Source organism: uncultured Sutterella sp., assembly GCF_937923675.1.
GTDB lineage: Bacteria > Pseudomonadota > Gammaproteobacteria > Burkholderiales > Burkholderiaceae_F > Sutterella.
Genome location: NZ_CALDXB010000029.1, coordinates 186,709 through 206,501 on the forward strand (window position 1 = coordinate 186,709; position 19,793 = coordinate 206,501).

The following is a 19,793-nucleotide window of genomic DNA, read 5'->3' on the forward strand; positions in this document are numbered from 1 at the left end:
TTTCTGTTTGTTCTCCATCAACCGTATCAGCGGGCTTCATGCTTTTTGAGCATCGGGAAGCCGAGGCGCTCGCGCGAGTCGTAGTAGCTCTGCGCAACATTTCTCGAAATGGCGCGGATGCGGGCGATGTAGTGGGCGCGCTCCGTCACGGAAATGGCGCCGTGCGCGTCAAGAAGATTGAATGTGTGGCCGGCCTTCAGAACCATCTCGTAGGCAGGCAGCGCGAGATTGAGGTCCATGAGGCGCTTGGCTTCGCCTTCGAAGTAGTCGAACTGCTTGAGGAGCTTGTCGCAGTCGCTCGCTTCGAAGTTGTACTTCGACTGCTCGACTTCGTTCTGGTGGAAGACGTCGCCGTAGGTGAGAACGCGCTCGGAGCCGTCCGGATCCTTCCAGGTCGTGAAGACGAGATCGAAGACGTTGTCGCAGTTCTGCAGATACATCGTGAGGCGCTCGAGACCATACGTGATCTCGCCCGTGATGGGCTTGCATTCGAGGCCGCCCACCTGCTGGAAGTACGTGAACTGCGTCACTTCCATGCCGTTCATCCAGACTTCCCAGCCGAGACCCCAGGCGCCGAGCGTCGGGTTCTCCCAGTTGTCCTCAACGAAGCGGATGTCGTTCACTTCGGTGTCGACGCCGAGCGCGCGCAGCGACCCGAGATAGAGGTCGACGATATTCGTGGGAGCAGGCTTCAGCACAACCTGATACTGATGGTGCTGATGCAGGCGGTTGGGGTTTTCGCCGTAGCGGCCGTCCTTCGGACGGCGCGAGGGCTGAACGTAGGCGGCACGCCAGGGTTCAGGCCCCAGGGCGCGCAGGAACGTGGCGGTATGAGAGGTGCCGGCGCCGACTTCCATGTCGATCGGCTGCAGAAGCGCGCAGCCCTGCCGATTCCAGTATTCCTGCAGGCGCAGGATCACTTCCTGAAAAGTAATCATTGTCGTGTCCGCGCCGCCCGGCGGGGGAGGCGCAAAAAATAAGAAGGAAATGCCGCAGGAGGCGGCACTCGAGGCAAAGCAATAATTATATTCGCCTCAATCAGGCGTCTGCCGCGCATGAAGGCCGGCAACGTGCGGGCTCTGCGCGCTCCCAGGCACTGCTTCACTGCAAATGGGCGCGCACCTGAGGACAAAGCCTCCTGCCTCAGACGCCCTGAGACTCGCGCTTCAGCGCCGCCCGAGCGGCGATGAAGGCGGCAAGAGCAAGCAGAACGGACAGAATCAGCGCTGCGGCATTCCCGAAGCGGATAAAGGGCGTCGCAGGCCCCTCGCGGAGCTCCACTTCGCGCGTGAGCACATCCTTTCCCGAGCCCTTGGCAAGCGCCGTCACGCGGCCGTCCGGGTCGACAAAAGCCGAAAAGCCGTCCATATTGACGCTCGCCGCAGGCCGGGCGGAAGCCCGGGCGAGAAGCCGCGTCATATCGAGGTGCTGTCCGATCATCATCGGATGGAACCACCCGAGATTCGCCGTCACGAGGAGAAGCTGAGGAGCGCCGTCCGAGTCCTTCCAGAAGGAGCGGAGCACTTCGCCGTCGATGTTCTCGTAGCAGATGAGAACGCCTGCACGGAAGTTCTTCCCGAACTGAAGATTCTTCTGATCCATGCTGCCGGGAGTCAGATCCGTGAGCGGAATGCCGAGCAGATCCACAAACCACCGGAAGCCGGGCGGCACGAACTCCCCGAAAGGCACGAGCTTTCTTTTATCCGTCACCGTGAGGCGCCCGTCGGCAGCAAGGAAGGAGGAATTGCGCCAGCCGCCCGCTTCATCGCGCCTGAAGCCGTTGAAGAGCATCGGAACGCCCTCTGCCGCATCGACAAAGCGAACCAGCGCTTCCTGGTCAGCGGGCTTCAGTCTCAGAATGTCCGTCGTCAAGATGCCTTCGGGCGTGAGAAGAAGCTTCGGGGATTCCCCGGCCGGCCAGGGTTCCTTCATCAGGCTCGAAACGGCGTCAAGACGCTCTGCCGCAGTTGCCCTGCTCCAGCCGTCGACGACCGGGAGTCCGGGTTGAATCAGACGGATTTCCGCACGGCCCGCCGGTTCCGACCAGATCGCAGTCATGCCCCAGAAGCCGAGCCCCTTCAGAGCTACCGGAATTAAGAGGAGCCAGAAGCGCGCCCTGGATTTCCCGAGAAGGAGCACAACGAGCGCTGCTAGGGACGTGAAGAAAGCAAAATTGATGAGATGCGCGCCGCCCAGGGGAGCAAGCCCCTCAAGCGACGTATCGAGGAGCGCCAGCGCAGGCGTAAGCCACGCAAAGTCGGCGAGCCCTTCGCCGCGCAGCCATTCGGCAAGCGTAAGAAAAGCGGCCAGCATGAAGGCGCGCGAAAGCAGCGTCTTCGAAACCCTGGCCGCAAGTCCCGCCGCTGCGCCCCAGAAAAGTGCCAGAAAGGCGGCAAGCAGAAGAAGCCCGAGCAGCGCGAGCGGCATCGGGAGGCGCCCGAACTCATTCATCGAGCGCACCGTCCAGTAGAGGCCGGGCGCAAAGAGCCCGAGCGCAAAGAGCCAGGCCCGCAGGAAAGCAGGCTTAAAGGAGTCCGCTCTGACAATCAGGAAAAAGCCGAGCAGAAATGCCGGAAGTCCGAGCCACGTAGCGTGAAGGGGCGCGTAGGCCGAAACCGCAAGCACGCCGGCAATCAGGGAAAGGCAGGCAGCGCCGAGCGCGCCCGGAAATTTGAAGCGCGTCACGGCACCATCCTTCTCAAATTCGCTCAACGGAAAGGACTTCAACCTGCCGCTCGTCGCCTTCCTCAATACGGAAGCGGAAGCCTTTTTCCTCGATCACCTCGCCCACCTTTGGCACATGTTCGAAGCGGTCCGTCACCAGGCCGCCGATCGTGTCGCAGTAGTTGTCGACGAGCTGAGAGCCGAAATAATTGTTGAACTGATCGATCGGCGTGAGCGCCTTCACGCGCCAGCGGTCGCCGTCGGCCACGATGTTCGTCTTGCTGTCGTCGTGATCGAACTCGTCCGAGATGTCGCCGACAATCTGCTCAAGCACGTCTTCGATCGTGATGAGGCCGGAGATGCTTCCGAACTCGTCGATCACGAGCGCAAGGTGGCTTCTCGTCGTCTTGAAGTCGCGCAGGAGTACGTTGAGGGGCTGGCTCTCCGGAATGAAGCGCGCGGGGCGCAGGAGCGTCTTCGGATCAACCTTGGGATCAATGAGAAGCTTGAGGAGATCCTTTGCGTGAAGAACGCCGAGAACGTTGTCGAGGTCGTCCTCCACGGCCGGAAAGCGCGAATGTCCGGATTCAAGCACCATGCGGACCCATTCTGTTCTCGGCTGCGAAAGGTCGATGGCATCGACCTGCGCGCGGGGAATCATCAGATCCGACGCACGCAGATCCGGGACCTTAAGCGCCCCCTCGATCATGGAATATGCGTCGGCGGCAATGATGCCGTTGGCCCTTGCTTCAGAAAGCGCCTCCGCGAAGTCGTTCTTCGCGGATCCCTCGTCGGATTCCCCGTTGCGGAAGGCGGAAGCTATGCGGTCTAAAAGGCCCTTCGAGCGGCCTGAAGGTGGTTCGCTGGACATTGAAGAAAATAAAAGTACAGAAACTTTGACTATACCGCGCCGCAGGCTCAGTCATGGACCATGCCGATGCGGTCGCTGTACGGATTGGGAAAGCCGAGCCCCGTGAGAATCTCCGTCTCCTTCGATTCCATCTCCTCGGCTTCCTCATCATTGAGATGGTCGTAGCCGCGGGCATGAAGGACGCCGTGAACGAGGAGATGCGCAAGATGATCCCGGAAGGGCTTTTCCTGCTCCTTCGCCTGACGCTCGAGCACTGCCGGGCAAATCACGATGTCCGCCGTCACGACGGGTTCGCGCGTGTAGTCGAAGGTGAGGACGTTCGTTGCATAGTCCTTCCTGCGGTACTGGTGATTGAGCTCGCGCCCTTCGTCCTCAAGAACGAACCGGACGGTGAACTCCCCGTCGTGACCTTCAAGGGCTGCGCGCATCCAGCGCGCCATGGTCGAACGGTGCGGAAGCTGAAAAAGCCCCGCCTGCTGGAGGTGAAGCGTAAGCGCCATGATTAGTTCTCCTCGCGATGATCGTTCCGGCGCGCCTCGCGCTCGGCCTTCCTCGCCGCTTCCTCTGCCTGCGCGGCAGCGTCGTAGGCTTCAACGATGCGGGCAACGAGCGGGTGGCGCACGACGTCGGAGCTCCTGAAGTGCGTGAAGCTGATGCCGCGCACGCCCTCGAGCACGCGCGACGCCTGCTTGAGGCCGGAAAGAACGCCCTTCGGAAGGTCGATCTGCGTGATGTCGCCCGTGATCACGGCCTTGGAACCGAAGCCGATGCGCGTGAGGAACATCTTCATCTGCTCGCCCGTCGTGTTCTGCGCTTCGTCAAGAATCACGAAGGCATTGTTGAGCGTGCGCCCGCGCATGTAGGCAAGAGGCGCAACCTCAATCGACTGCCGCTCCATCAGGCGCTGCGCCTTGTCGAACCCCATCAGGTCGAAGAGCGCATCGTACAGCGGCCGCAGATAGGGGTCGACCTTCTGCGACAGGTCGCCGGGCAGGAAGCCGAGCCGTTCGCCCGCCTCAACCGCCGGACGCGTGAGCACGATTCTCTCCACCGTGCCGCGCTCGAAAGCGTCGACCGCGGCCGCTACGGCAAGATAGGTCTTGCCCGTGCCTGCCGGCCCGATGCCGAAGCTGATGTCGTGCTCAAGAATCGCCCTCAGGTACGCGCGCTGATTTGGGGTGCGGCCGCGCAGATCGCGCCGGCGCGTCTTGAGAACGGGCTCTCCCGCCCCCATTTCGCCCGACTCCATCTGCTCGGTGCGGTAGACGTCGTCGCCCCCGACAAAGTGCCACTGCACGTCGTCGACGGTGAGTTCCTTGCCGGTGCGGGTGACGCGGTCAAGAAGCACCTCGAGCGCACGAAGGGCGCGCCTTGCGGCATGCGCCTCGCCCGTCACGCGAAACTGTGCGCCGCGACGGGAAATCGTGACGTTGAGAATTGTCTCCATCTGGCGGAGATTTTCATCGAGCGGGCCGCAAAGATGCGCGAGCGCCGCTCCATTGTCGGCGGCAACGAAGGAAAGGTGCTCCATCTTTGCGGGCGCCTCATTCATTGCCTTCTTTTTTCCTTCCTCGGGCATGACAGTTCCTTAGAAAAGCGTCTCAGACGAGTTCGCCGCCGAGCGTATGCGGAAAGACTTCCGTGATGCGCACGTTCGCCATCTGATTGATGAGCGACGCCGGGCCGGGGAAATTCACGATGCGGTTGTTGTCCGTCCGGGCCATCAGTTCGCCTTCGCCGCGTCTCGCTGGCCCGAGAACGAGCACACGCTCGATTTTACCGAGCATGCCGCGGCTGATTTCCGAAGCATTCTCATCAATGCGCTTCTGCAGGCGCTGCAGGCGCGCGAGCTTCACGCTGTAGGGCGTGTCGTCGGGAAGCCGTGCGGCCGGCGTCCCGGGACGCGGGCTGTAGACAAAGCTGAAGCTTGCATCAAACCCGACGTCCTCAATGAGATCCATCGTGCGCTCAAAGTCGTCTTCCGTTTCGCCGGGGAACCCGACGATGATGTCGGTGGCGATCGCAATTCCAGGACGCGCCGCCTTGAGGCGCCGGATGATCGACTTGTATTCAAGCGCCGTATAACCGCGCTTCATGGCGGCGAGGATTCGGTCGGACCCCGACTGCACCGGCAGATGCACGTGGGAGACGAGCTTCGGGAGCTTTTTATACGCATCAATCAGACGCTGCGTGAATTCGCGCGGATGGCTCGTCGTGTAGCGAATGCGCTCAATCCCCTCAATCTCGCTCACGTATTCGAGAAGGAGCGCAAAGTCCGCCTCGTCGCCGGCAGGCGTCCGTCCGCGGTAGGCGTTCACGTTCTGTCCGAGAAGCGTCACTTCCTTCACGCCCTGATCGGCGAGCTGAGCGACTTCCACCAGAACGTCGACGAGCGGACGCGAAATTTCCTCGCCTCGCGTATACGGAACGACGCAGTAGGTGCAGTACTTGGAGCAGCCTTCCATGATCGAAACGAAGGCCGCCGCGCCGCTCGCATGCGGTGCGGGAAGCGAATCAAACTTTTCAATTTCGGGGAAGCTCACGTCGACCTGCGCGCGGCCGGTCTTTTCCCTTTCGGCAAGAAGCTCAGGGATGCGGTGAAGCGTCTGCGGCCCGAAGACCACGTCCACCCAGGGCGCGCGGTCAAGAATCTTCTTTCCTTCCTGGCTCGCCACGCACCCGCCTACGGCAATCATCATGCCGGGACGGCACTTCTTCGCCTCGCGGATGCGGCCCAGGTCGGAAAAGACCTTTTCCTGCGCTTTTTCGCGGATTGAGCAGGTATTCAGAATGACGACGTCGGCCTCATCGAGGCTCTCCGTCTTTTCAAGACCCATGCGCTCCTCGAGCAGATCAGCGATGCGCCCGGAGTCGTAGTCGTTCATTTGGCAGCCGAAGCTGCGGAGATAGAGTTTTTTCGCGGTCACGGCTTATACCCGTTGCGTGAAATATGCAGATAAGAAAAAAGCCCCGCACACTGGCAGGGCTTCCTTCGAAATTTGGTGGCGCATCACGGATTCGAACCGCGGACACAAGGATTATGATTCCTCTGCTCTAACCGACTGAGCTAATGCGCCGAAGAGGATGTGATTATGCCGATCACTTTTGAAGTCGTCAAGAGAATGAATCGGATTAGTTACAAATAATTACATTTGTTGCCACAGCTGCCAGAAGTGGTGCGTGGGCCCGTGCCCGCCGCCAACAGAAAGATCATCGGCATGGCGAATGGCGCCCGTGAGATATTCCTTCGCTTTTCTTACTGCCTGAGGAACGCTTTCCGTCTGCGGCAGAAGCGCTGCAATGGCGGACGAAAGCGTGCAGCCGGTCCCGTGCGTATTTTTGGTGTTTGTTCTCGCCGCAGAAAACCATTCCGTGAAGCCGTCCGGCCCGCAAAGACAATCCGCAGATTCCTCGCCCGAGAGATGGCCGCCCTTCACAAGCACCCATTCAGGATGAAGATGCGCCCTGATGTCCTGTGCGGCCGCCGACATTTCCTCCCGGCTTTTCATTTCTCCCCTGGCGAGAAGCTCTCCCGCCTCCGGGAGATTAGGCGTCACGAGGGTTGCGAGCGGCATCAGGCGGCGCTTCAGTGCATCAAGAGCATCCTCGCGCAGGAGTCTGTCTCCGCTCTTTGCCACCATAACGGGATCGACCACGATCCAGCGGGGAGAATGCTTTTCAAGCTGAGAAGCGACCGTTTCAATAACCCCGGCGTCGTTGAGCATCCCGATCTTGACGGCATCGATCTGAAGGTCGGAAAACACTGCCTCAAGCTCAGCCTCAACGAAAGCTGCCGGGATCGGCATGACGCCGCTGACGCCCCGCGTATTCTGCGCCGTGAGCGCTGCGGGGACACCTGCCGCGTAGGCGCCGAGTGCGCTCATTGCCTTCACGTCGGCCAGAAGCCCGGCTCCGCCCGAAGGGTCAATGCCGGCGATCGTCAGTACATTCGGGATTCGTTTTTGCGCGCGTACGTCCATAACTTCTCCAGTACAGCCATCATGCGGCCGGTTGCGCCGGCGCAGCGCCGGGCGAAATCTGCTGCCCGGGCGCCTGCCAGTTCCCGCTCCTGCGGATCAGCGAGCCACTTTTCAACCACATCAAGCGATTCCGCGGCACTCTTCACCTGCACCATGCCGCCGGCGGCAATGCCTTCGCGGATGATGCGCTCAAAGTTGAAGGTCGAAGGTCCGACCACTACCGGAGAACCTGCCATCGCGGGCTCGATCACATTCTGCGAACCGCAGGGCGCGAAGGAGCCGCCCATGATGGTGACGCTCGCAAGGGCGCAGTAAAAGCTCATTTCGCCCATACTGTCGCCGAGGATGACGTCCGTATCCGGAGGCAGTTCCTCGGGCGCCTGGAGCCGCGAACGGCGCACGACCCTGAAGCCGGACTCCTTAAGAAGCGCCTCCACACGATCAAATCGTTCCGGATGACGGGGAACGAGCACGACATGAGTTTTCCGCAGCAGATCGGCGTGCGTCTTCAGGGCTTCGGCAAACATCGCCTCTTCGCCGTCGCGGGTCGAGGCGATGAGGATCACCGGGCGCGTCAATCGTGCGGCGAGCGCTTTCGCCGTCGCCACCTGAGAGAGGTCCGGGCGGATGTCGAACTTGACGCTTCCCGTTACCTGCACATCGACGGCGCCGAGGCTCTCAAGCCTTTCCTTATCCTCGTCGCTCTGCGCAAGCACGGCAGAAAATGAACTGAAGGCCGGCGCCATGATGTCCATGAAGCGCGCAGCCTGCGCGCGGGACTTTTCGCTCTCGCGTGCATTGGCGAGCACCACCGGAATCTGGCGGCGCTTCATTTCACGCATGAGATTAGGCCAGACCTCGGTTTCCATGATGACTCCGAGCGTAGGCCGCGTCTGACGCACGAATTTCTCAACCGCATAGGGCGCGTCATAGGGGAGATAGCACTGATGGATGCGCTCGGGCGCCATGCGCACGAGCTTTTTTCCGGCTTCTCGTCCGGTAGGCGTCATATGCGTCAGAATCACGTCGCATTCGGGCCAGGCGGAAAGCATGGCTTCAAGAAGGGGCTTGGCCGCATTGGTTTCCCCGACGCTCACCGCATGAATCCAGACGCGCGGCCGCTGGGTTCTCAGGGGATAGGTCCCCCAGGCAAAGCGTTCGTCCCAATAGTCTCGGTAGGCCGGCTGCCGGCGCGAACGCCACATGAGATAGAGACTGGCAAGCGGAAGCGCCACAGTAGTAATGGCGCGGTAAAGCCCGGGGGTGATTTTCATAATTCTTTAGTTCTTTATTTTTGTGCGCGCACGCGGCGGGAGGCTTCAAACACTTCGTCGACCGTAGGCATCTGATTCGTGCCGCCCAGGCTCTCGCAGGGACCGTCCCCAATGAGACGGAGCGTTTCCGTAGGCGTTGCAACGAATATCCCGACGCTCGGGCAGCCGAGCGCTGCGGCGAGGTGAGCCAGCCCCGTATCGACGCCGACCATCAGTTCGGCCTGAGCGAGACTCACGGCAACCTGAGAAAGCCGGGCGCGCGGCGCCACTACGGCGCCGGGAATGCCGGCCGCCACACGCTTTGCACGCACCTCTTCCTTCGCGCCGCCCCAGTAAATAACGGGCGTAAGACCCTCGGCAATGAACCTGCGGCCAAGCTCCATCCAGGAATCATCCGGCCAGAGCTTTTCATCGCGGCTCGTATTCACAGCAAAGGAAACGGTCTTCGCATCCGTTTTGACGGAAGGCTCTCCCTTCGCAAGAAGTCCGAAGTGCGGATGTTCCGGATCGATTTCGTAGCCGAGCGTCTCGGCCGCTGCAAGCCGATATCGCTTTACGGCGCCCAATGACTCGGGAAGATCGAGCTTGTGCGCATAGGCAAGAGACGCGAGCGGCTCGCGGATGGTCCCCCACGTATACCCGGTGGACGGCACGCCCGTCCAGCGGGCGACAAGCGCGGAGCGCATGAGCCCCTGGATATCGAGAACGCAGTCGTAATGCTCTGCTGTCAGCTCCCGCTTCAGGGATGCGATTTCCGCACGCGTCCCTGCGCTCAGAAGAGACTTTCGCCAGCGGCGGAAGGCCGTGACGCGCACGGCTTCAACCGCAGGCGCAAGAAGCGGAATGTCCCGGAAGCTCTCCTCCGCCACCCAGTCGATCCGTGCATCAGGGAGCGCCCTGCGGATGTCATGCGCTACGGGGAGCGCATGAATGATGTCTCCCATGGACGAAGACTTGATGATGAGGATGCGCTTTGCCCCTTTCATGACGCACTCGCTTCAGCGAGAGCCTTCTTCGGGTCAAGCCCGCGTTCAGCACTTCTCGAAAGCCGCTTGCCGAGCTCGACGCCCGGCTGATCGAAGGGGTTGAGTCCGAAGAGGTGGCCGAGCATCGTGGTCTTATGTTCGTACATGGCCATCAGCGCCCCCAGGCGCCTCGGCGTCACGGCATCGAGCACGATCGTCGATACGGCGTTGAAGAAGGGGCTTTCCGGGCCGCGCATGACGAGCGCTTCGGCCTGCGCACGGGCATTTGCAAGAAGCACGCGGTAGTGCTCGGCATAACGGTGCCCGGGCATTTCGCTCCAGACGAGATCAATGCTGGTTCTGCCGGTTCCGTCGCGCAGCCACTGGTAGAAGCTGTGCTGACCTTCGTTGCCGTTGGCGCCCCAGACCTCGAGTCCGGTATTGCCTTCAACGAGATGCCCGTCAGGGCCGTGCGTTTTGCCGAGCGACTCCATCTCGAGCTGCTGCAGCCAGGGAACGATCACGCGGAGCCGTTCGTCATAGGGCAGCAGACAGTGGGAGGTGATGCCCATCTTGGTCGCATTCCAGTACTCCATCATGGCGAGAAGCACCGGAATGTTCTCGGCTTCAGGCGCAGAAACCGAATGCCGGTCCATTTCATTGGCGCCCATCAGGAATTCCGTAAAAGCCTCCGTTCCCAGCGCAAGCACGACGGGCAGACCGATGGAGCTCCAGACAGAGAAGCGCCCGCCCACCCAATTCCAGAGACGGAAGCGGTTTTCGGGCGGCAGGCACATGATGTCGGCCGCTTCAGCATTGGCTGACACCACCACCATATGGCGGCTTCTGTCAGCGCCCACAATGCCGTTGTCGAGAAGCCATTGATCAACAGCTGTCGCATTCACCTGCGTTTCGCGGGTCGTAAAGCTCTTTGAGGAAACGACGACAAGGGTTGAACGGGGATTGCAGACGGAAAGAATGCGCTCAAGGAGCACGCCGTCGACGGAAGCCAGAAAGTGAAGCCTGAGATCAGGGTTCGCCGTTCTGAGCGCATGCCAGACAGCAAGCGGGCCCATTTCCGAGCCGCCGATCCCGATATTGATCACATCGGTAATGCGGTCGCCGCGGCAGCCGCGCCAGCGGCCGTCGCGCACGCGCTGCGCAAAGTCAAAGAGGCGCTTTCTTTCGGCAAGCACCTCGTCGTATCGCGGCGCTTCGGCAGAAAACGCGCGCAGCGACGTATGAAGCGCCTGACGATGTTCGCCCTGGTTCACGGTTGCCCCCTGAACCATTGCCCGGTGAGCCTCGAGAAGTCCCTTCTTTTCAACGAACCTCAGAAGGCCGTCGAAGTCCGCGGCGGAAATGCGCTGACGGGAAATATCAAGCTTGATGCCGCAGGCGCGGATTTCCGTACGGTCGGGAGCACTGTCGCGCAGAAAAGGCACGCTCACGGGAGCCTGAGTCTTTTTGCTGGAAGCGGAAGTCATCGGATGGTTCCTTCAGGCAGGAATGGTGATCGAAGGGTCAATGCGCTTCATTTCATCCGTGAAGCGCTTTTCAATGCGCGCAAGCGCTTCCGGCGTATCGCCCTCAAAGCGGAGCACCACAACGGGCGTCGTATTGGACGAGCGTGCAAGCGCGAAGCCGTCCTTCCATTCCACGCGGACGCCGTCCACCGTAATCACATGTTCGGCGTCGTCGAACCTGCATCCGGCGCTGAAGCGTTCAATAAAGCGCCTGGGGGCGCCTTCCTCCATGGGAATCTGAAGTTCCGGCGTATTGACGGCGTTGGGAAGGCTCCTGAGCGTTTCGGACGGATCCTCAGAGCGGGAAAGAATCTCAAGGAGCCTCAGAGCCGCATAGATGCCGTCGTCAAAGCCCGTCCAGCGCTCGTCATTAAAAAAGAGGTGCCCGGACATTTCGCCCGCAAAGGGCGCCTTCGTTTCGCGCAGCTTCGCCTTCACGAGCGAATGCCCCGTCGGGCTGATGGTCGGAATGCCGCCTTTTTGCGCAACCCAGTCGACGAGCTTTCTCGAGCATTTCACGTCGTAGACGATGGGCTCTCCCGGATGACGGGTGAGAATGTCGGCCGCGAACAGCATCATGAGGCGATCGGGGAAAATGATGTCGCCCGTATTGGTGACGACGCCCAGGCGGTCGCCGTCGCCGTCGATCGCGAAGCCGTAGTCCGCACCCGTTTCCTTCACGCGGGCAATGAGATCCGAAAGGTTCTTGGGCTTTGAAGGATCGGGATGATGATTGGGGAAGGTGCCGTCCGGATCGCAGAAGAGCGGGATCAGGTCGACATCGACGCGCGAGAAAAGCGCCAGCATGGTGGGGCCGCCGATGCCGTTTCCGGCATCCGCCACGACCTTCAGACGGCGCTCAATCCTGATGCCGGAGAGCGCCTTTTCAATGTACGGGTCGACGGCGTCGATCACCTCGACTTCGCCGGGCTTTTCCGCCGTGATCCAGTCGCCCACTTCCGCGCGGCGGCGGATGTCCTGAATCTTGTCGGCAAAGAGCGTTACCCCCGCGACCATCATCTTGAGGCCGTTCCATTCAGGGGGATTGTGCGACCCCGTGACCGCAACGCCGGTGCCGTTTCCAAAGTACTTCGTCGCGTAGTAAAGAACTGGGGTCGGAACTGCGCCGGCATTGAGCACCTTGATTCCGGTTGAGGCAATACCGTCAATCAGGGCATTGAGCAGCCGCTCGCCGGAAACGCGACCGTCGCGGGCCACGCAGAATGAGGGGGCTCCCGCTTCCACCGCCAGAGTGCCGAGCACCCGGCCGACAGCACGGACAGCCTCTTCGGTAAGGGTCTTGTCGACTATGCCGCGAATGTCGTACGCCTTGAAAATGGAAGAATCAAGCTGCATCTCTCTATATCTCCGGACAGAAACCGAATGGAAGCGAGCAAGGCCCGTCAAGTCTGAAGAGCCCCGTACCGCTTCTGAAGTAAGCCTTTAATTTTAGCCGGGAGGCACAGCGGGAATTGCCGATCTCGCGCAGGCAGAAAGGCCCATTTACAATCCGGAGAAATTGATTCCGGAGAGGCTCAGCCTCTCCATCTGATCCTGAAGTGCCACCAATGGATAAAGCTCAGCTCAAAAACGCCCGCGTTCTCGTTGCGGGCGACGCCATGCTCGACCGCTACTGGTTCGGAGACGCCGAACGCATCTCCCCGGAAGCTCCCGTTCCCGTCGTGCGCGTGACCCGCACCGAGGAACGCCTCGGGGGCGCCGCCAACGTTGCGCGCAACATTGCCTCCGTGGGGGCATCCTCCACGCTTCTTTCCGTTCTCGGAAGCGACGAAGCGGGCCGCACGATTGAAAGGCTCCTCCTCGAGGAAGGCATTACGCCCCGGATCGAATTCGATCCGGCGCTCAATACGACGGTGAAGCTTCGCGTCGTCGCCCGTCAGCAGCAGCTTGTGCGCTGCGACTTTGAGGCCTTCCCGGCCGAAGAAGTTCTGAAGCGCCACCTCGGCCTCTTCAACGAACTTCTCTCGGAAACCAATGCGCTCGTGCTCTCCGACTACGGCAAGGGCGGGCTCTCGCACATCGCCGACATGATTGAAAGCGCCCGCGCGAAGAACCTCCCGATTCTCGTCGACCCCAAGGGCGACGACTACAGCCGCTATCGCGGAGCCACCGTCATTACGCCCAACCGCGCGGAACTGCGCCAGGTCGTCGGGAGCTGGTCGTCTGAAGCCTCGCTCATCGAGCGCGCCCAGAACCTGCGCCGCGAACTCAACCTTTCCTACCTCCTTCTCACGCGCTCCGAGGAAGGCATGACGCTTTTCGGACCCGAGGGCGAATTCAACGTGCCCGCACAGGCGCGCGAAGTCTTCGACGTTTCGGGCGCGGGCGACACCGTGATCGCCATTCTCGCCGCGATGCTTGCGACCGGCATGCCGATTGAGGACGCCGTCCGGATTGCCAACCGCGCCGGCGGCATCGTTGTCGGGAAACTCGGCACCGCTGCAGTATCCTATGAGGAGCTCTTCGCGTGAGCCTCAGACGGCCGCGAATGACGCCCTTCTGGTTTTTTGTTTCCTTTCCGTTTAGGAATCTGAATGAGCATTCTCGTTACGGGCGCAGCCGGCTTCATCGGCTGCAACAATGTGATCGCGCTCAATAAGCGCGGCGTTACCGACATCATCGCCGTCGACAATCTTGAGAAGAGCGAGAAGTTCGTCAATCTCACGAAATGCGCGATTTCGGACTACTTCGACAAGCGCGACTTCATCGCGCGCGTCCGCGCCGGAACGGCCCCGAAGCCGGAAGCAATCTTCCATCAGGGCGCCTGCTCGGACACGATGGAGCTTGACGGCAAGTACATGATGGAGAACAACTACCGCTACACCCTTGAGCTCTACCGCTGGGCTCAGGAGCTGCGCATCCCCTTCATCTACGCCTCGTCGGCCGCCACCTACGGCGCGCACACCGAATTCATTGAAGACGTCCGCTACGAAGGCCCGCTCAATGTCTACGGCTACTCGAAGTACCTCTTCGACCAGGTGCTGCGCCGCGAGCTCGGGTACCTTCGCGCCCCCGTGATCGGCCTCAAGTACTTCAATGTCTACGGTCCCCATGAGCAGCACAAGGGCCGCATGGCCTCCGTCGCCTTCCACCAGTACTTCCAGTACCGGCGCGACCATAAGGTGAAGCTCTTTGAGGGCTGCCTCGGCTACGCCAACGGCGCGCAGGAACGCGACTTCGTCTACGTCGAGGACGTCTGCAAGGTCCTCATGCACTTCCTCGATCGTCCGGTGTCGGGCGTCTTCAATTGCGGCACCGGCCGCGCCCAGCCCTTCAACGCCGTTTCGCTCTCCGTCGTGAATACCATTCGCGAGAGCGAGGGGCTTCCCGCCTACACGCTTGAAGAAGCCGTGGGAGCCGGCGAAATTGAGTACATTCCGTTCCCGGAAGCACTCAAGGGCAAGTATCAGGCCTACACGCAGGCCAACCTCGAGAAGCTTCGCGCCGCGGGCTGCGACGTTGAATTCCGCTCCGTCGAGGAAGGCACGTCCGACTACATGAAGGTGCTCCTCAAAGAGTATCCGACCGTCGCCTGATGACGCGCGCAGCTTTTCTCGACCGCGACGGCGTGATCAACATCGATCACGCCTACGTCCACGACCGGGAGCATTTCGAATGGATTCCGGGCGTGCTTGAAGCCGCCCGGATTCTCCATGATGCGGGCTTTCTCCTTGTCGTCGTCACCAACCAGTCCGGCATCGGACGGGGCTACTACAGCATCGAGGACTTCCAGAAGCTCACCGACTGGATGAAGGACGAGTTCGCCCGTGCGGGCGCACCCATCGCCGACGTGCGCTTCTGCCCGCATCATCCGGAAAAGGCGCTTCCGCCCTGGCGCATCGACTGCAGCTGCCGAAAGCCCAAGCCCGGCATGATCCTTGCCGCGGCCGAAGCGCTGCAGATCGACCTCAGCCGCTCCATCATGTTCGGCGACAAGCCGGGCGACTGCACCGCAGGACGTCTTGCCGGACTCCCCGAACGCGTGCTTCTCGGCACCGACGGGAAATTTCTGCCCGAACCCTCGCCCGATGCCACGCACGCCGCCCGGGACCTCCTTTCTGCCGTCCGCTCCGACTGGATGGCGTCCTTCATGGAAGAAGCACAATGAGCCTTCGCTGCCCGCCGCCGTCATTTGAGAAGAAGATCTGCACGATGGAGGAGCTTCCTCTTCGTGCGGCGAAACTCCCCAAACCTGTCGTCTTCACCAACGGCGTCTTCGACATCCTTCACCGCGGACACGTCACCTATCTCGCGCAGGCAAGAGCGCTGGGCGCGAGCCTCGTTCTCGCCATCAACAGCGACGCCTCGGTCAGAATGCTCGGCAAGGGCGACGACCGCCCGATCAATACGGAAGACGACCGTGCGGCTGTCGTCGCGGCGCTCGAGTCCGTCGATCTCGTCGTGATTTTCCCGGAAAAAGTGCCGCTGAAGCCGCTTGAGCTCGCTCGTCCCGAGATTTACGTCAAGGGCGGGGACTATGAACCCGAGGACCTTCCGGAGGCAAAGCTTGCCGCCACCTGGGGCGGAAAGTGCATCACGATTACGTTTGAGCACCAGCGCTCGACGACGGCGCTCCTCAAAAAAGTGAGAGCCGGATAGCTCCTCATGAGTCTCCGGAAATGCCAACGGCCTGAAGGATATTCTCCGACAGGCCGTTTTTCATGGATTCAGTCCGCAGGCAATCACCCGATGCGGAAGCCGCGCTTGCGCGCAAAGTGAATCGTGGCGTCGAGGAACCCCTGCTTGCTGCCGCAGTCAAAGCGCGTGCCTTCAAAGCGATGAGCATAAGCGGGCGATTCGTTGAGCATCGAGGCGATGCCGTCGGTGAGCTGGATTTCGCCGCCGACGCCCGGAGCAATCTTCGCGAGGTGGTCGAAGATTTCGGGTTCAAAGACATAGCGGCCGATGACGGCAAGGCGCGAAGGCGCAACGCTCGGATCAGGCTTCTCAACGATGCCGCGCAGACGGGACGTATTCTGCGTCTGGTCGTCAACGCTCACAATGCCGTACTTCTTCGTTTCTTCGGGCGCCACGTCCTGAACGGCGACGACCGACCCGCCGCCCTGCTCCTCGCGGGCGCGGATGAGCTGCAGCGTCGTCGAAACCTTGCCGTCGATCAGGTCGTCTGCAAGGATCACGGCGAAGGGAGAATCCTCCACCACGGGCTGAGCGCAAAGAACGGCATGGCCGAGTCCGAGCGGAACGGGCTGACGGATGTAGATGCAGCGCACGCCCGGCGGAACAATGCCGCGGACGATTTCGAGGAGCTCTTCCTTGCCCTTCATCTCAAGCTCGCGCTCGAGTTCCGGATAGCGGTCGAAATGGTCTTCAATGGCGCGCTTGTGGCGGCCGGTGACGAAGATCATTTCCGTCACGCCGGCGGCGGCAGCCTCTTCAAGCGCGTACTGAATGAGGGGCTTGTCGACGACCGGGAGCATTTCCTTCGGCATCGCCTTGGTGGCCGGAAGGAAGCGGGTGCCGAGACCATTAACGGGGAAGACTACTTTACGGACGGGCTTCATATGAACTCAAACCTTGAATATCGCTGGACGGGGCAGGACATCCGCCAAGCTGATGCCGCTTTAGAATGCCTGCGCACGAGAGATGCGCGCAGGAGCTTAGCGCGCATTGATGCAACTGAGCAAGAAACGGAGGACTTTTCGCATGGCGCGCGAACTTTTCGCGATCGGAGATCTTCAGGGATGCCTTGAAAGCCTGAAGGGACTGCTCGAACAGATCCCGGAAGATGCCGAACTTCTTTTTCTCGGCGACATTGTGAACCGCGGCCCGGAATCGCTTGAAACGCTGCGCTTTGTGAAGAACCTCGGGAGCCGCGCCGAAACGCTTCTCGGGAATCACGATCTTCATCTTCTCGCCGTAGCCGCCGGCGCCGGCAGCGTTCATCGCCGCGACACCATCTCCGACATTCTGTCGGCCCCCGACCGCGACGAGCTCATCGACTGGCTTCGCGCCCGGCCGCTCATGATTGAGCGCGAGGGCATTACTTTCGTTCATGCGGGCATGAATCCCGCCTGGGATCTGCCCACAGCGAGAATGCTCGCGCGGGAAGCTGAACATCGCCTCTCCGGGAAGCACTGGAAGGAAGCGCTTGCCGGCATGTACGGCGGCACGCAGTGGGATCCCAATCTCAAGGGCGAAGCCCGCATGCGCGCGATTCTCAACGGCTTCACCCGAATCCGCTTTGTCGATCGCGAAACCGGCGAGCTCGACTTTGATCAGAAGGAAGGCACGGGAAAGGCGCCTCCCAACCTCATGCCCTGGTTCGACTATCCGCTCAGGAAGACGGCGGGCGCGCCTGTCTGCTTCGGGCACTGGTCGACGCTCGGCCTCATCAATCGCCCCGATCTGATGGCCATCGACACGGGGTGCCTCTGGGGCGGCGAGCTTACGGCGCTCAGAATCCGCGACCGGCGGATCTTCACGGAAAAGTGTCCCTGCTGGGCGGATCCGAAGGCCTACTCCTGAAGTCCGTCTCCAGTCGTCAAAAAAGGCAGGATGCTGTTGAGCGTCCTGCCTTTTGCGTTCTGCGGCGCCGCTTACGCCCGGGCGGCGTCAGCGTGATGCACGCCTGCCTGGCGAAGCTTTTCTTCGCGCGCCTTTTCCTTCTCAGCCGTCGCATCGGGCCAGCCGAGCGCGCCCGCCATGACGCGGGAGGCTTCGAGCGCGAGGTCGCGCCGGTCGCGCCCCGCCGTCGGGATCGGATCGAGAATGGTGACTTCCGCGACGAGCCCCGGAGTAAAGACAATCTGCTTGAGCACCGTCCAGAGAGGCAGGCTCGCATATGCGGGAATAAGCGACGTCCTGCCGTCGAGCGTATAGCGAATCGTTACCGGGAGGAGGTCCGCACCTGCAGGCTCCGCCGCGGCGAAAAGATTGGCATAAAAGGGGAGAAGCTTGTCGCCCGGACCCGTCGTGCCTTCCGGGAAGAAGAGAACGTTGGTGCCTTCCTTCAATGCCGCCGCCATAGCTTCCGCAACCTCAAGAACGGCGCGCTTTCTCGAGCGGTCAATGTAGATCGTGCCGACATGGGTGGTGATCGGCCCGAAGACAGGCCAGCTGCCGATTTCCTTCTTGGCAATGAAGCGCACCGGCAGGATGGAATCCATGAGGAAGATGTCCATGAAGGAAATGTGATTCGCGCTCACGAGATACCCCGGACCATCCTCGCGCACGCCGCGGGCGGCCGCCTCATTCGGAATGCGGCCCTTGACGGCAACCTTCATTCCGAGCACCCAGGGAATGACGGGCGCCAGGGTTTTGATCACCTTTGCGCGCGAACGGGCCTGAAGCACCGGAAGGATGCCGATAGCCACAAAGAAGATGAAAATCGTCAGGAAGAAGAGACAGACGAGTCTTACTGAACCGACAACGTATCGCATGGTTCACTCTAAGCTGGAAGAATCCGAAGCCGTACCGGCCTCGCGGAAAAACTGCTCAAGGATGACGGCCGCAGCCTTGTCGTCAATGCGCTCGCGGCCGTTTGAGACCTCAACGGAAGAAAAACGCTCGTCGACGGTGAAGACCTTTTTCCTAAAGCGCCCGCCAAGCTGCCGGGCGAATCGCTCGCAGCGCGCCGTAAGGGTTGACGGCGTTCCGTCCCCCATGCGCGGCACGCCGACCACGAGGAATGCCGGCTGCCACTCCTCAATGAGCGGCGCAATGCCCTGCCAGCGCGCATCATTCGTCGGCGAATCAATGATCGCCAGCGCCCGCGCCGTACCCGTCAGGGTATTGCCGACTGCCACGCCCGTACGAGCGAGACCGAAGTCGAATGCCAGAACCACGCCCTGAGGAATTTCCATCAAAAGCATCCTTGAAGAAGAAAAATATCACCTGCAGGCGTACACTTTCCGGTTTTCTATTAGAAAAAACCGCGCAAAAGTTCTCTGCCTGAACCGGCGTATTCTAAGCGCGGCACATAAGAAAAACGCTTTCTGACCCAAGCCTCTCGCTCTCATCATGATCGACCACGTCCTCGAGCGCCTTACGACGCTCTTCACTGAAGGCGGCGCCCGCTTCCGCGTCGTCCATCACCCCCAGGCCGGACAGTCCAGCCAGTCTGTTGCGGAAATCCGCGGCACCGAACTCGGCCAGGGCGCCAAAGCCCTCTGCTGCACCGTCAAGGGCAACGGCGTCAAGAAGCACGTCCTCGGAGTTCTTCCTGCCGACATGCAGGCGGACCTCGCAAAGCTCGCCGCCGCTGTCGGCGGCCGCCGCGCATCGCTTGCCTCTCCGGAGGAAGTGATGGAGCTCACGGGCTGCATTTTCGGCGCCGTTCCTCCCGTAAGCTTCCACCCGGATCTTGAGCTCATCTGCGACCCGACGCTCTTCACGCGCTACGACGAACTCGCCTTCAATGCGGGCGGCCGCGACGTCTCGATCATCATTTCGACCGAAGACTTCAAGCGCATCGTGAATCCGAAGATTGCCGACTTCCTGCGGGAAGCCCCGGCGGCGGCCTGATCAGGAGC

General features: G+C 61.2%; 20 protein-coding genes and 1 tRNA gene. 6 read left to right on the forward strand and 15 right to left on the reverse strand.

Annotated elements, in window-relative coordinates; translation table 11 throughout:
* Positions 1–26 precede the first annotated feature (26 nt).
* The 12 genes from glyQ to Q0106_RS03825 all read right to left on the reverse strand — a co-directional run bounded on the left by glyQ (position 27) and on the right by Q0106_RS03825 (position 12,636).
* Complete coding sequence (gene glyQ / locus Q0106_RS03770) at positions 27–938, reverse strand: glycine--tRNA ligase subunit alpha (protein ID WP_139688165.1); 912 nt, start codon at positions 936–938, stop codon at positions 27–29.
* A gap of 205 nt (positions 939–1,143) precedes the next feature.
* Positions 1,144–2,685 carry an apolipoprotein N-acyltransferase gene (lnt, locus tag Q0106_RS03775; protein WP_297608997.1) on the reverse strand — a complete coding sequence of 514 codons (1,542 nt, stop codon included), beginning with the start codon at positions 2,683–2,685 and terminating at the stop codon, positions 1,144–1,146.
* A 13-nt stretch (positions 2,686–2,698) separates the two neighbouring features.
* Positions 2,699–3,535, reverse strand: coding sequence for a transporter associated domain-containing protein (locus Q0106_RS03780; protein ID WP_297609000.1), 837 nt, complete (start codon positions 3,533–3,535; stop codon positions 2,699–2,701).
* Between the two features lie 47 nt (positions 3,536–3,582).
* Positions 3,583–4,035, reverse strand: a complete 453-nt coding sequence (gene ybeY, locus Q0106_RS03785) for an rRNA maturation RNase YbeY (protein WP_297609003.1) — start codon at positions 4,033–4,035, stop codon at positions 3,583–3,585.
* A gap of 2 nt (positions 4,036–4,037) precedes the next feature.
* Positions 4,038–5,087 (reverse strand): PhoH family protein, encoded by a 1,050-nt coding sequence (locus tag Q0106_RS03790; RefSeq protein ID WP_297609148.1) that lies wholly within the window; start codon positions 5,085–5,087, stop codon positions 4,038–4,040.
* Positions 5,088–5,136: 49 nt separating this feature from the next.
* The gene (gene miaB, locus Q0106_RS03795) at positions 5,137–6,462 is read right to left on the reverse strand and encodes a tRNA (N6-isopentenyl adenosine(37)-C2)-methylthiotransferase MiaB (RefSeq protein ID WP_297609006.1); all 1,326 of its coding nucleotides are present in this window, start codon (positions 6,460–6,462) and stop codon (positions 5,137–5,139) included.
* Between the two features lie 73 nt (positions 6,463–6,535).
* Positions 6,536–6,612 (reverse strand) — tRNA-Met (locus tag Q0106_RS03800).
* 69 nt (positions 6,613–6,681) lie between these two features.
* On the reverse strand, positions 6,682–7,515 hold the full coding sequence (thiD, locus tag Q0106_RS03805) for a bifunctional hydroxymethylpyrimidine kinase/phosphomethylpyrimidine kinase (protein WP_297609008.1): 834 nt from the start codon (positions 7,513–7,515) through the stop codon (positions 6,682–6,684).
* Entirely contained in the window at positions 7,476–8,789 is a 1,314-nt protein-coding gene (locus tag Q0106_RS03810; protein ID WP_297609011.1) for a 3-deoxy-D-manno-octulosonic acid transferase, read from the reverse strand. Before Q0106_RS03810 ends, thiD begins: the two co-directional genes overlap by 40 nt.
* Positions 8,790–8,803: 14 nt before the next feature.
* Entirely contained in the window at positions 8,804–9,775 is a 972-nt protein-coding gene (waaC, locus tag Q0106_RS03815) for a lipopolysaccharide heptosyltransferase I (protein WP_297609014.1), read from the reverse strand.
* The gene (locus tag Q0106_RS03820) at positions 9,772–11,241 is read right to left on the reverse strand and encodes a glucose-6-phosphate isomerase (protein WP_297609017.1); all 1,470 of its coding nucleotides are present in this window, start codon (positions 11,239–11,241) and stop codon (positions 9,772–9,774) included. The genes waaC and Q0106_RS03820 overlap by 4 nt, the downstream gene beginning before the upstream one ends.
* 12 nt (positions 11,242–11,253) lie before the next feature.
* Positions 11,254–12,636 carry a phosphomannomutase/phosphoglucomutase gene (locus Q0106_RS03825; RefSeq protein WP_297609020.1) on the reverse strand — a complete coding sequence of 461 codons (1,383 nt, stop codon included), beginning with the start codon at positions 12,634–12,636 and terminating at the stop codon, positions 11,254–11,256.
* 212 nt (positions 12,637–12,848) lie between these two features.
* Here Q0106_RS03825 and rfaE1 point away from each other — a divergent pair, with 212 nt between their 5' ends.
* From rfaE1 to rfaE2, 4 genes are all read left to right on the forward strand, one after another.
* Positions 12,849–13,772 (forward strand): D-glycero-beta-D-manno-heptose-7-phosphate kinase, encoded by a 924-nt coding sequence (gene rfaE1 / locus Q0106_RS03830; protein ID WP_297609023.1) that lies wholly within the window; start codon positions 12,849–12,851, stop codon positions 13,770–13,772.
* Between the two features lie 63 nt (positions 13,773–13,835).
* Positions 13,836–14,837, forward strand: a complete 1,002-nt coding sequence (gene rfaD / locus Q0106_RS03835; RefSeq protein WP_139688176.1) for an ADP-glyceromanno-heptose 6-epimerase — start codon at positions 13,836–13,838, stop codon at positions 14,835–14,837.
* Positions 14,837–15,409 (forward strand): D-glycero-beta-D-manno-heptose 1,7-bisphosphate 7-phosphatase, encoded by a 573-nt coding sequence (gmhB, locus tag Q0106_RS03840; RefSeq protein ID WP_297609027.1) that lies wholly within the window; start codon positions 14,837–14,839, stop codon positions 15,407–15,409. The genes rfaD and gmhB overlap by 1 nt, the downstream gene beginning before the upstream one ends.
* On the forward strand, positions 15,406–15,900 hold the full coding sequence (gene rfaE2, locus Q0106_RS03845) for a D-glycero-beta-D-manno-heptose 1-phosphate adenylyltransferase (protein WP_297609031.1): 495 nt from the start codon (positions 15,406–15,408) through the stop codon (positions 15,898–15,900). Before gmhB ends, rfaE2 begins: the two co-directional genes overlap by 4 nt.
* An 83-nt stretch (positions 15,901–15,983) precedes the next feature.
* Here rfaE2 and galU read toward each other — a convergent pair whose 3' ends face one another.
* A complete protein-coding gene (gene galU, locus Q0106_RS03850) occupies positions 15,984–16,823 on the reverse strand; it encodes a UTP--glucose-1-phosphate uridylyltransferase GalU (RefSeq protein ID WP_297609034.1) in 840 nt (279 codons plus the stop codon).
* Between the two features lie 142 nt (positions 16,824–16,965).
* Between galU and Q0106_RS03855 the strand changes: the two genes are divergently transcribed.
* Positions 16,966–17,787, forward strand: a complete 822-nt coding sequence (locus tag Q0106_RS03855; RefSeq protein ID WP_297609037.1) for a symmetrical bis(5'-nucleosyl)-tetraphosphatase — start codon at positions 16,966–16,968, stop codon at positions 17,785–17,787.
* A gap of 71 nt (positions 17,788–17,858) precedes the next feature.
* Here Q0106_RS03855 and Q0106_RS03860 read toward each other — a convergent pair whose 3' ends face one another.
* Complete coding sequence (locus Q0106_RS03860; protein ID WP_297609040.1) at positions 17,859–18,701, reverse strand: lysophospholipid acyltransferase family protein; 843 nt, start codon at positions 18,699–18,701, stop codon at positions 17,859–17,861.
* A 3-nt stretch (positions 18,702–18,704) separates the two neighbouring features.
* On the reverse strand, positions 18,705–19,124 hold the full coding sequence (gene ruvX, locus Q0106_RS03865) for a Holliday junction resolvase RuvX (protein ID WP_297609043.1): 420 nt from the start codon (positions 19,122–19,124) through the stop codon (positions 18,705–18,707).
* Between the two features lie 157 nt (positions 19,125–19,281).
* Here ruvX and Q0106_RS03870 point away from each other — a divergent pair, with 157 nt between their 5' ends.
* Complete coding sequence (locus tag Q0106_RS03870) at positions 19,282–19,785, forward strand: YbaK/prolyl-tRNA synthetase associated domain-containing protein (RefSeq protein ID WP_297609047.1); 504 nt, start codon at positions 19,282–19,284, stop codon at positions 19,783–19,785.
* Positions 19,786–19,793 lie beyond the last annotated feature (8 nt).

Coding starts and splice junctions, on each gene's coding strand:
- rfaE2 (WP_297609031.1), top strand. CDS start 15,406: ATGAGCCTTCGCTGCCCGCCGCCGTCATTTGAGAAGAAGATCTGCACG.
- Q0106_RS03790 (WP_297609148.1), bottom strand. CDS start 5,087: ATGAATGAGGCGCCCGCAAAGATGGAGCACCTTTCCTTCGTTGCCGCC.
- Q0106_RS03825 (WP_297609020.1), bottom strand. CDS start 12,636: ATGCAGCTTGATTCTTCCATTTTCAAGGCGTACGACATTCGCGGCATA.
- Q0106_RS03860 (WP_297609040.1), bottom strand. CDS start 18,701: ATGCGATACGTTGTCGGTTCAGTAAGACTCGTCTGTCTCTTCTTCCTG.
- Q0106_RS03855 (WP_297609037.1), top strand. CDS start 16,966: ATGGCGCGCGAACTTTTCGCGATCGGAGATCTTCAGGGATGCCTTGAA.
- ruvX (WP_297609043.1), bottom strand. CDS start 19,124: ATGGAAATTCCTCAGGGCGTGGTTCTGGCATTCGACTTCGGTCTCGCT.
- rfaE1 (WP_297609023.1), top strand. CDS start 12,849: ATGGATAAAGCTCAGCTCAAAAACGCCCGCGTTCTCGTTGCGGGCGAC.
- Q0106_RS03810 (WP_297609011.1), bottom strand. CDS start 8,789: ATGAAAATCACCCCCGGGCTTTACCGCGCCATTACTACTGTGGCGCTT.
- Q0106_RS03820 (WP_297609017.1), bottom strand. CDS start 11,241: ATGACTTCCGCTTCCAGCAAAAAGACTCAGGCTCCCGTGAGCGTGCCT.
- galU (WP_297609034.1), bottom strand. CDS start 16,823: ATGAAGCCCGTCCGTAAAGTAGTCTTCCCCGTTAATGGTCTCGGCACC.
- waaC (WP_297609014.1), bottom strand. CDS start 9,775: ATGAAAGGGGCAAAGCGCATCCTCATCATCAAGTCTTCGTCCATGGGA.
- gmhB (WP_297609027.1), top strand. CDS start 14,837: ATGACGCGCGCAGCTTTTCTCGACCGCGACGGCGTGATCAACATCGAT.
- thiD (WP_297609008.1), bottom strand. CDS start 7,515: ATGGACGTACGCGCGCAAAAACGAATCCCGAATGTACTGACGATCGCC.
- glyQ (WP_139688165.1), bottom strand. CDS start 938: ATGATTACTTTTCAGGAAGTGATCCTGCGCCTGCAGGAATACTGGAAT.
- Q0106_RS03780 (WP_297609000.1), bottom strand. CDS start 3,535: ATGTCCAGCGAACCACCTTCAGGCCGCTCGAAGGGCCTTTTAGACCGC.
- Q0106_RS03870 (WP_297609047.1), top strand. CDS start 19,282: ATGATCGACCACGTCCTCGAGCGCCTTACGACGCTCTTCACTGAAGGC.
- ybeY (WP_297609003.1), bottom strand. CDS start 4,035: ATGGCGCTTACGCTTCACCTCCAGCAGGCGGGGCTTTTTCAGCTTCCG.
- rfaD (WP_139688176.1), top strand. CDS start 13,836: ATGAGCATTCTCGTTACGGGCGCAGCCGGCTTCATCGGCTGCAACAAT.